We start from the raw sequence: 2,888 nt of genomic DNA, 5'->3' as shown, positions 1-2,888 counted from the left end.
GTTAGTTAGTTAGTTAGTTAGTTAGTTAGTTAGTTAGTTAGTTAGTTAGTTAGTTAGTTAGTTAGTTAGTTAGTTAGTTAGTTAGTTAGTTAGTTAGTTAGTTAGTTAGTTAGTTAGTTGAAGATTGTTTTTTTTTATTTGATTTTGACCCTTTAATGGAAGATCGAAATATTGTATTTTCTAGTAATGACTCAAGCTTAAATTTCAAGACATTCTTTATACAGTGTTTTATTTGGTTTTAAAATTTAAATAAACATTCTGCGTCTAGGATTTTGATATTAATTTAGGACTGACGAATTATTATGGAAAGAAATTCGGTCTCTTTTTTATTATATTTATTTCAACTACTAAGGTTAAATGTTCTTTTGAAAAAGTAGTTATTTATTACAATAACAGCCAGATTACAAATGATGTTTTTGTAAGATTTTGAATTGTAATCCCTTTGTATCTTATTTATGCCTTGCCATTGCTGAATCCTTATTAAAAAAGGATTGCTGATTTTGGCATCGGAAAATAAAGAGTAAAAAACGCTGTACATTCTGAGGGATCTGACTTTCTAAGTCTGTCCGTCTAGCTTTAATTTTTTATAGAATGAGTAAAACTACTTGTATGGATCTGATTTTAATTATCGTAATTTACTTATATTTAGTAAAATGTAAACAGTTAGAAAATGGAAAACCCAAACCAATTTAACGGACTGGAAACTTTTGAGCATATTGTGGTTCTTATGCTTGAAAACCGTTCTTTCGACAATCTATTAGGCTATCTCTACAAGAACGATGAGATACCGCAAGAAAAGTCTTTTGATGGGCTTTATAACCCGAATACTGATTATGCAAATCCTATTCCGGCGAGAGCCAGCAGCGATCCTGGGAAGACAAGTATCTCTCCTTCACGTGCGGCTGACTACTCGATGCCATATCCAGATCCAGGTGAGGAATATCCGCATGTCAATACGCAGCTTTTCAATGTAATCATTCCTGAGAGCAATATTGGAAAGGCTGACGATAAAATGACGACGCCTTATAATCTACCAGCTTCGACGACTGCACCTAGCATGAATGGCTTTGTCAATGATTATGAAAACACGCTTAGGTCAACCTACAATATTGAGAATCCAACATATGAACAGTATGAAGTAATCATGCAATGTTTTGAGCCTGACCAGATTCCAGCAATGGCGACTTTAGCGAAAGAGTTTGCAGTTTTTGACCACTGGTATTGTTCGGTGCCAAGCCAGACCTATTGCAATCGAGCATTCTGGCATGCTGCAAGCTCAGCGGGCAAAGTTATCAATCCCCTTGGTGAGGATGGAACAGGTTTTCCTGGTATTGAAGGTGATCTGCATGATATGGATTCGTGGATAAAGGATGTCTGGTCACTACCTACTATTTTTGACCGTATGAATGATAATAATGTTTCATGGAAAGTCTATTCACCTATTGCTCCTCTAAGTCTTACTTATATTGTAAATGGGACAGGAGAAGGAAAGGACAATACACATGGACATCTTGACTTTTTCTTTGATTTGGAGTTTGGAACCCTGCCACAATATTCATTTGTAGAACCTCAGTTTCTTCATAAGCACAACGATCAGCATCCATCGGCAGTGAATCATGAGTTAGCTGTCGGGACGGTAAAATTAGGAGATGAGCTCATACGGGAAGTATACGATGCTATTAAAAAAAGCCCAAAACGAGACAAGATACTTTTCATTATTACTCATGACGAGCATGGTGGCTGTTATGATCACGTAGCTCCACCAGAAACAGTACCGCCTACTGTAGGCATGAAAGGAGAGTGCGGTTTCACTTTTGATCGTCTTGGTGTTCGCGTTCCTATGATAATGGTGTCTTCCTATATTCAGCCAAATACAATAGTCAACGGACAGTTTGAGCACGCGTCATTCATAAAAACGGTTTGCCAGAAATGGGGGATGGATCCGCTGACTGATAGGGACAAGGATCCTCAGATTTTGCCATTTACAGAAGTTTTTTCCAATCAGAAAAGAACAGATTGGCCTGATATTCCATCAGATATGAGCTTAAAAGAGTTGCTTCCTGAACCTGATACTACTGGTGATCCTTTAAATGGACTTCAGAAAGCAATGCTAAACAGTTTATTGCATATTGAGAAGATGAAAGCTCTTGGGTATACCCAAAGAGAAGAAATAAAGACAATTGGCGACATGATGAAATTTATCCAAAGATTTCAGTGAAACCAATTTCGCTTTGAATTTTATATATATATTGAAGTTGTGTCTTTAGAATTTTTCTTAAATTTTAAATCTAATTGGTGAGCCATTTTTCCCTGAAGGCATATTTAAGGATTATTAAAATGTAATTTTTCGAACTTTAATTTCTATTTTGATATTGTTTAATTGGATGATTTTAGTGAAAAATCGCATTTGAAAGAAAAATAGCACTGTGTTTTAATTTTTAAGTCATGTATTATCAGTGGGTTACGAAAAAAGCATTAAAAATATTGAAAAAAAAACATGAAAAGGCTTGTAGATGTTGATAAACTGACTATCTTTGCACCCCGCAAAACACGGAAAGTTCCTTGATAGACTGGCAGAAAAAATTGGAGAGATGAGGCGAAAAAAAAGCTTCAAAAATTTTTCAACTTTTTCTTGCGAGAAACAAAAAGAAGTTTTAGTTTTGCACCCGCTTTGAAACACAAGCGAAGACATAAAAAGACACGTTCGTAGACATATTGAATTGACAGCCGCTTTAGCAGAGATGCTAGAGCAAAATAGAATAAGAGTAGTGGAATCGAGAGATTCGAAAAAGAACCGATAGATAGGCATCGACTATATAATATTAAAATATACGATGAAGAGTTTGATCCTGGCTCAGGATGAACGCTAGCGGCAGGCTTAACACATG

The 2,888-nt window shown here is 35.7% G+C and carries 1 protein-coding gene; it reads left to right on the top strand.

Translation table 11 applies throughout. From position 1 onward, the window contains the following. The first annotated feature begins 670 nt into the window (after positions 1-670). Positions 671-2,218 carry an alkaline phosphatase family protein gene (locus tag RB618_RS23660; RefSeq protein WP_308071088.1) on the top strand — a complete coding sequence of 516 codons (1,548 nt, stop codon included), beginning with the start codon at positions 671-673 and terminating at the stop codon, positions 2,216-2,218. Positions 2,219-2,888: the final 670 nt, after the last annotated feature.

This window comes from Flavobacterium sp. LHD-85 (assembly GCF_030929595.1).
Classification (GTDB): domain Bacteria; phylum Bacteroidota; class Bacteroidia; order Flavobacteriales; family Flavobacteriaceae; genus Flavobacterium.
Note: the sequence above shows the minus strand (reverse complement) of the source record. Positions and strands in the feature narration are given on the sequence as shown.

Excerpts from the sequence above, each read along its gene's own strand:
- RB618_RS23660 (WP_308071088.1), top strand. The coding sequence starts at position 671 with ATGGAAAACCCAAACCAATTTAACGGACTGGAAACTTTTGAGCATATT.